General features: G+C 68.4%; 6 protein-coding genes. 4 read left to right on the forward strand and 2 right to left on the reverse strand.

Annotated features, from left to right (window positions below):
* Nucleotides 1-30: 30 nt before the first annotated feature.
* Both L995_RS09705 and L995_RS09710 read right to left on the reverse strand, forming a co-directional pair.
* Entirely contained in the window at nt 31-618 is a 588-nt protein-coding gene (locus tag L995_RS09705; protein WP_047471245.1) for a (2Fe-2S)-binding protein, read from the reverse strand.
* Nucleotides 615-3,536, reverse strand: coding sequence for a xanthine dehydrogenase family protein molybdopterin-binding subunit (locus tag L995_RS09710; RefSeq protein WP_047471247.1), 2,922 nt, complete (start codon nt 3,534-3,536; stop codon nt 615-617). The genes L995_RS09705 and L995_RS09710 overlap by 4 nt, the downstream gene beginning before the upstream one ends.
* Before the next feature lie 433 nt (nt 3,537-3,969).
* On the opposite strand from L995_RS09710, the gene L995_RS09715 reads away from it, so the two are divergent.
* The 4 genes from L995_RS09715 (at nt 3,970) to L995_RS09730 (ending at nt 7,109) form a co-directional block, all read left to right on the forward strand.
* Nucleotides 3,970-5,016, forward strand: a complete 1,047-nt coding sequence (locus tag L995_RS09715; RefSeq protein WP_016448088.1) for a methionine ABC transporter ATP-binding protein — start codon at nt 3,970-3,972, stop codon at nt 5,014-5,016.
* Nucleotides 5,017-5,019: 3 nt separating this feature from the next.
* Nucleotides 5,020-5,685, forward strand: a complete 666-nt coding sequence (locus L995_RS09720; protein ID WP_012205011.1) for a methionine ABC transporter permease — start codon at nt 5,020-5,022, stop codon at nt 5,683-5,685.
* 79 nt (nt 5,686-5,764) lie between these two features.
* The gene (locus tag L995_RS09725; RefSeq protein ID WP_047471250.1) at nt 5,765-6,574 is read left to right on the forward strand and encodes a MetQ/NlpA family ABC transporter substrate-binding protein; all 810 of its coding nucleotides are present in this window, start codon (nt 5,765-5,767) and stop codon (nt 6,572-6,574) included.
* Between the two features lie 4 nt (nt 6,575-6,578).
* The gene (locus L995_RS09730) at nt 6,579-7,109 is read left to right on the forward strand and encodes a cupin domain-containing protein (RefSeq protein WP_047471253.1); all 531 of its coding nucleotides are present in this window, start codon (nt 6,579-6,581) and stop codon (nt 7,107-7,109) included.
* Nucleotides 7,110-7,118: the final 9 nt, after the last annotated feature.

Below are 7,118 nucleotides of genomic sequence, written 5' to 3' on the forward strand. Positions count from 1 at the left end.
CCGCGTTGGGGTCGGCGGCGGACATGGCGCTCATCCTTTCAAGGTCAGCCCGGGCGTGTTCAGGACCAGGTCCTTCACGGCCGCGTAGTAGCGCACATAGCCGGTGCAGCGGCACAGGTGGGGCTGCAGCGCCTCGCCCACGACCTGTTCCACATCGGCCGCGCGGATGGGCGCCTTGGCCAGGCGCTCGACCAGCACCGTGGCCGCGATGACGAAGCCCGGCGTGCAGTAGCCGCACTGGAAGCTGAAATGCTCCAGGTACTTCTGCTGCACGGGGCTGATGGCGATGACCTTGCGCGGCTGGCCCGAGGTGCCCGGGGCTGATGGGGGCGCGGTGTCCGCACCGGCCGGGTCGGCAATGCCTTCGATGGTGCGGACCTTGCGGCCCTGGAAGTAGTGGGCGCCGGTGATGCAGGTGCGCATTTCGCGGCTGCCCTCGGGACCGTCCACGATGATGGTGCAGGCCCGGCATTCGCCGATGCCGCAGCCCAGGCGCGAGCCGGTGAGGTTCAGGTATTCGTGCAGGAAGTCGATCATGGGCATGCCTTCGGGCACGTCCATGGGGCCGACGGTCTGGCCGTTGACGGTCAGCGACAAGGGGCGCGGGACAAGGCTCATGGTGCGAGTGCCTCCCTGATCTTTTGCGGGGTCACGGGCAGGTCGTGGAAGCGCTTGCCTATGGCGTGGTGCAGTCCGTTGACGATGGCGGCGACGATGGGAATCATCACCACCTCGGCAATGCCCTTGGGTGGATCGGTGTCGGACAGCGGGGGCAGCAGCTCGGCCGTCTGCTTCCAGACCGCCACCTCGCTGCCGCGCGGCAGGTGGTAGCGGTGGAAGTTCCAGTTGCCGTCGCCGGGGCCGCCCTCGTACAGCGGCAGGGTTTCGTACAGCGCATGGCCTATGCCCATGGCAATGCCGCCTTCGAGCTGGCCGTGCACCAGCTCGGGCACGATGGGCCGCCCGCACTCCATGATGGAGTGGTGGGCCAGCAGCTCGACCGCGCCCGTGCCCGTGTCCACCGCCAGCTCGACCAGGGCCGCATTGGCGCTGTAGTAGGTGACGCCCGCGTTGTTACGCTGCATGGGCGGATAGAACAGGTTGCGCCGCGCAATCATGCGGTAGCCGGCGGCGCTGCGCCGCGCGGTGACAGAGGCCTCGACGGGCGTGGCCGCCTGCGGCGTGTCGCTGGTGTCAGGGGCCGGCGTGACTGCGGCAGCATCGGGCGCGCTGCCCAGGCGCACGGCCAGCGCGTCCAGCGGCCGGCGCGCGCTGGTGCCCAGGATGTCGAAGTCGGCCTCGGCCCATTGCCAGCGGTTGAAGGTATGGCCCACGGCGCCCGTGACCAGCTGCATGGCATGGGCCTTCTGGGCCAGGGCCTGCAGGGACAGCGGCTGCATGCCGTTGGCCGTGAGCATGCCGTTGACCCAGCGCGCGTCCTCGCGGCGCACGACGTAGGGCGCCTTCTGGCCGCCGCCCGTGCCCTGGCTCCAGATGGCGACGGCGGCCGGCCACAGGCCGTGCTCGAAGACCACGCGCGCCGTCTCGCTGGTGGCGTGGCTGTAGTAGTAGGCCGAGTTGCTGGCGCTGGCCGGCGAGGCGTAGACCGGCGTCCACAGCGGCCGGGCGGCGAAGCGGTCCTGGTCGGCCTGGGGCATGGTGTAGTTGTCGCCCTCGGCCTTGAGCGGCAGCTCGGGCCAGTCCAGGCAGGCGGTCTGCAGCTCGTCGGCGGGCTTGCCGAACCATTGCACGCACAGCTGGGCCTGCGAGGTGCCCATGCCCGTGCCGATCTCGGTGCCAGAGTGGTGCAGCAGCACGCGGCCCTGGGGCGATATCTCGATGCGGGCGAAGGCCGCCTCGCCGCCCGTGCCGAAGTCCTTTTGCACGCAGGCAAAGCCCACGCCGTAGCGCTGGCCCGGGTGGCTGGCCTCGTAGGCGGTCTTGCGCTTGGCGCGCTCGGTCCACAGCGGGTGACGGCGGGCGCGCTCCAGCACCTCGTCGGCGCGCAGGGCGCCAGCGGCAATGGCGCCCTGGGTGTTCTTGGCGCCCGAGGTCAGCACGTTGCGCAGGCGCAGCTCGATGGGGTCGATCTGCAGCAGTTCGGCGATTTCGTCCACCATCATTTCGGTGGCCGCCATGCTCTGCAGCGTGCCGTAGCCGCGTGCCGAGCCCGCGTCCAGCGCGCGGCTGGCCAGGGCCACGGCGGTGATGTCGTTCTTGGGAAAGTAGTAGATGGACTGCGCTGCCGTGCCGCCGACCATGGCGACCGAGGGCGAGAAGTTGGCGCGCCCGCCGCCATTGGCCGTCATGTTGGCCACCAGGCTCTGGAAGAGGCCGGTCTTCCTGTCGATGGCCATGGTGTAGTCGATCTCGAAGGCATGGCGCTTGAGCGAGGACTGGAACTGCTCGAACCGGTCATTGGCCAGGCGCACGGGCTTGCCGTCCGCATACAGCGCGCAGACCAGGCCGTAGTAGGGCATGGGCGCGTGGTCCTTGGAGCCGTAGCCCACCGTGTAGCACGGGTGCACGAAAAGGCGCTTGAGCGGGAACCTGCTGGCCTGCACCATCTGCGCTGCCCATTCGGCCACTTCGTGCGGCGATTGCGTGGCCAGCACCATGTGCAGGCTTTGCGTGGCCGCGTCATACCAGCAGTTGGCGTTGTCGGGCTCCAGCGCGGCCGTGTCCACCGATTGCGTGGCGTAGTGGCGCTGCAGCACCAGCCAGTCGGCGGGCGGCGTGGCCAGTTCCTGGGCGATCTGCTCGGCCGCGCGCAGGCCGCGTGCCGTGACCGCGTCGGCCTTGGAGATCTGCGGCCAGACCAGCGGCTTGCGTTCGGCGGGGAACAGCGGGGCATCGCGCAGGCTGGAGAACACGTCGTCGTCAAAGGCCGCGGCACCGCCCTGGCGCACATAGCGGAACACGCCCCAGGGCGGACGGTCCAGCGCGCCCGTGATGCGGCCGTAGCGGATGACGCTGGCCGTGGCCTGCAGCCTTTCCTTGGCAAAGCGAAAGCGCGCGAAGTCGTGGTAGATGAGGATGGCCACGGCCTGGCCCAGGTAGGCGGGGGTCTTGCCTGCGGGCAGCAGCATGTCCTCTCCATAGAACTCGGGAAAGGCCAGGCCGTCGCGCGCCAGGTCCTCGGCGGTGACCACGCGGTCTGGTGCCAGCTCGCCGTCCAGGGAAGAAAGGTCCATGCCGTCGAACAGCCGGTCGGCCAGCGTGGTGCGCACGATGAAGGCATGGGATTGCTGCTGTGGCCAGTGCGGCATGTCGCGTGCGCGGATGTCGCGGGCGAAGACCTTGGCGCCCATGACCTTGGAGCGGCCATCGAGCCGCATGCGCGGCAGCTGGGTGGCCGGCTCGCGGGCCACGCTGCCCAGGACGCGATCTTCAAAGAGGGCTGCATAGGCCTGGCTGGCCAGCGGCGCCACCCAGACGCTGACGCCTGCGATGCTGGCGGCCTGCAGAAAGCCGCGCCGCGACAAGGGAGCCGCGCCGGCCTGGCTGCCGGCGCCGGAGTGTTGTTCTGGGCGCATGGCGCTCTTCTCCTGTGGGGTTGAGCCCACTGTAGGAGGGCGCATGCCGCGCGGCCTGTCAGCAAAGGCTGCTTCTGGCGTCAGCGCGGCGGCAGCGGCGGGTGCCTGCCATCGTCAAAAGCAGGAGCGGGCCAGGGCCGCCAGGCCGCGACGGCAGCGTGCCGGCCATACTGTCAATCAGACGCCGCCGCAAGAAGGGCCTTGCCTCAGTGCTCCGTGGCGCCGCGCATAGCCCGGCAGGGTCAGGGAGTGTCCACATTCAGGCATAGTTGAGGGTTGTGCAGAAAGTAGTGAAGTCCCGGGCATAACCGGAGCTTCTTATTACTTAATTTTTTTATAGTTTGCGTTTTTATACGCGCAACCTATATTTGCTCCCACTTCCCAACAATGCGCAGCGGCGTCCCCAGGCCGTCCTGCGCCGCGGCGTTTTTTCATGATCGAGATTCGGGATCTTTCCCTGACCTACAAGGGCCCCACCGGGCCCGTCCATGCCTTGCGGGGCATCAACCTGCAGATCGAGTCGGGCGAGGTGTTCGGCATCATCGGCCGCAGCGGCGCGGGCAAAAGCTCGCTGGTGCGCTGCCTGAACCTGCTCAACCGTCCCACCTCCGGCCAGGTGCTGGTGGGCGGCCGGGACCTGATGCAGCTCAGCGATGCCGAGCTGCGCACGGCGCGCCGCGACATCGGCATGGTGTTCCAGCATTTCAACCTGCTGTCCTCGCGCACGGTGTTCGACAACGCCGCGCTGCCGCTGGAGCTGGCGGGCATGTCGGCCGACGACATCAAAAAGCGCGTGGACCCGCTGCTGGACCTGGTGGGCCTGAGCGCGCTGCGCGACCGCTATCCGGCGCAGATCTCGGGCGGGCAAAAGCAGCGCGTGGGCATTGCGCGCGCGCTGGCCAGCCACCCCAAGGTGCTGCTGTCGGACGAAGCCACCTCGGCCCTGGACCCCGAGACCACGCGCTCCATCCTGGACCTGCTGCGCAAGGTCAACCGCGAACTGGGCCTGACCGTGGTGCTGATCACGCACCAGATGCAGGTGATCAAGCAGATCGCCGACCGCGTGGCCGTGATCGACGGCGGCGAGATTGCCGAGCTGGGCCCCGTGATCGACGTGTTCACGCGCCCGCAGCAGGCCATCACGCGCAGCCTGATCGACGAGATCGTTCCCCAGCAACTGCCCGAGTCGGTGGCCGTGCGCGTGAACGCGCTGGCCGCCCAGCTGGCGCCCGGCCAGCAAGGCCGGCTGCTGCGCCTGTCGTATGCGGGCGAGAGCGCCTACCAGCCCATCCTGTCGCACCTGATCCGCGAGCTGGGGCTGGACCTGTCCATCCTGCATGGGCAGATCGACGAGATCCAGGAGCAGACCTTCGGCTCGCTGGCCGTCTTCGCCAGCGGCGATGCGGCAAAGATCGATGCCGCCGTGGACCATCTGCGCGCCACCGGCGTGCAGGTGCAGATCGTTTCCACCAGGGATTGAGCGATGTTTGAGAATTTTTCGGAAATGATGCTGGAGCTGTTCGTCAGCTCGCTGTGGGAGACCATCATCATGGTCGGCGTCTCGGGCCTGGTGGGCGGCCTGATCGGCATTCCCCTGGGTGTGTTCCTGCGCCTGACCGACCACGGCGGCGTGCTGCAGAACGGCCCGGCCAACAAGATCGTGGGCTGGATCGTCAATGCCCTGCGCTCCACCCCCTTCATCATCCTTTTGGTCGCCATCATCCCGCTGACGCGTCTGATCACGGGCTCGTCCATCGGCACCTGGGCGGCCGTGGTGCCGCTGACCATTGCGGCAGCCCCCTTCGTGGCGCGCCTGGTGGAGACCGCGCTGCGCGAGGTGGACAACGGCCTGGTGGAAGCGGCCCAGTCCATGGGCGCCACCACGGGCCAGATCGTCTGGAAGATCCTGCTGCCCGAGGCGCTGCCCGGCATCGTGGCAGGCCTGACCATCAGCTTCGTGAGCCTGACCGGCTACTCGGCCATGGCCGGCGCCATTGGCGGCGGCGGCCTGGGCGACCTGGGCATCCGCTACGGCTACCAGCGCTTTTTGCCCGACGTGATGCTGGCCGTGGTCATCATCCTGATCTTCTTCGTGCAGGCCATCCAGAGCCTGGGCGACTGGGCGGTGCGCAGGTTGAGCCACCGCTGATCCACACACCCCGGCGGCCGGTGCGGGTGGCGTGGCCGGGGCGGCAAGCTGCCGCGAGATTGTCTGAAAGAGGGATTCCATGAAAAAGCGCGCATTGCTTCAATCGCTGGCCCTGGCCGCCGTCCTGCCCCTGGCGGGAATGGCCGCGCTGCCGGCCCATGCGGCCGACGGCTCGGTCACCATCGGCGTGACCTCGGGCCCGCATGCCCAGATCGCCGAGGTGGCCAGGAAGGTGGCCGAGAAGAACGGCCTCAAGGTGAAGCTGGTCGAGTTCGGCGACTTCATCCAGCCCAATGCGGCGCTGTCGCAGGGTGAGCTGGATGCCAACATCTACCAGCACCAGCCCTTCATGGACGCCCAGAACAAGGACCGAGGCTACAAGCTCGTGCCCGTGGCCCGTGCGGTCAACCAGCAGATGGGCGTGTACTCCAAGAAGATCAAAAGCCTGGCCGACCTCAAGAGCGGTGCGCGCGTGGGCATTCCCAACGACCCCACCAATGGCTCGCGCGCACTGATGGTGCTGGCCGCGCAAAAGCTGATCGAACTGAAGACCGGCGCGGGCGCCCGTGCCTCGGTGCTGGACATCACGGCCAATCCGAAGAAGCTGAGGTTCGTCGAGCTGGAGGCCGCCCAGCTGGCGCGCTCGCTGGACGATCTGGACGCCGCCGCCGTCAACAGCAGCTACGCCGTGGCCGCAGGCCTGTCGCCGCAAAGGGATTCGCTGGCGCTGGAAGCCACGGACACGCCGTACGTGACCGTGCTGATCGCCACGCGCGCCGGCCATGAGAAGGACACGGGCCTGCAGGCCTTCGTCAAGGCCTACCAGTCGCCCGAGGTGCGCCAGTTCATCGACACGCAGTTCAAGGGCGCCTACACGGCGGCCTGGTAAGACTATGGGCGCCCTCGCATCCCACCGGGTTTCCGACGCGGATTTCGTGGCCGCCATCGGCGTGCAATGGCAGCACCGTCCGCTGGCGCCCGAGCCCGGCCTGGCCGCGCTGCTGGCGCAGGCCCAGCTGGATGACGGCGGCAAGGCCACCGTGGTCCAGGCCGTGGGCATGCTGGTGGTCGACGAATGCGTGGCCCATGGCTACCACAGCATGGACCTGGTCGTGCTGCACCCAGGCACGCCGGGCCTGGACGAGGCGCTGGAGCGCTTCGACAAGCCCCACACCCATGCCGATGACGAGGTGCGCTACATCCTCGAAGGCGAAGGCCTGTTCGGCTTTTTTGATGCCCACGGCGAAGAGCGCGTGCTGCGCGTGCAGCCCGGCGACTACCTGCGCATACCGGCCGGCGTGGAGCACCGCTTCACGCTGACCGCCACGCGGCGCATCAAGGCGCTGCGCCTGTTCGCCGATACGGCGGGCTGGGTGGCGCAATATACCCAGCGGCCTGCCGCTGCCATGGAGGTACCTGCATGAGCCTGCCTG

Origin of the sequence: Delftia sp. ZNC0008 (genome assembly GCF_000799035.1) — a bacterium.
Lineage (GTDB): Bacteria > Pseudomonadota > Gammaproteobacteria > Burkholderiales > Burkholderiaceae_C > Comamonas > Comamonas tsuruhatensis.

Excerpts from the sequence above, each read along its gene's own strand:
- L995_RS09705 (WP_047471245.1), bottom strand. The coding sequence starts at position 618 with ATGAGCCTTGTCCCGCGCCCCTTGTCGCTGACCGTCAACGGCCAGACC.
- L995_RS09710 (WP_047471247.1), bottom strand. The coding sequence starts at position 3,536 with ATGCGCCCAGAACAACACTCCGGCGCCGGCAGCCAGGCCGGCGCGGCT.
- L995_RS09715 (WP_016448088.1), top strand. The coding sequence starts at position 3,970 with ATGATCGAGATTCGGGATCTTTCCCTGACCTACAAGGGCCCCACCGGG.
- L995_RS09720 (WP_012205011.1), top strand. The coding sequence starts at position 5,020 with ATGTTTGAGAATTTTTCGGAAATGATGCTGGAGCTGTTCGTCAGCTCG.
- L995_RS09725 (WP_047471250.1), top strand. The coding sequence starts at position 5,765 with ATGAAAAAGCGCGCATTGCTTCAATCGCTGGCCCTGGCCGCCGTCCTG.
- L995_RS09730 (WP_047471253.1), top strand. The coding sequence starts at position 6,579 with ATGGGCGCCCTCGCATCCCACCGGGTTTCCGACGCGGATTTCGTGGCC.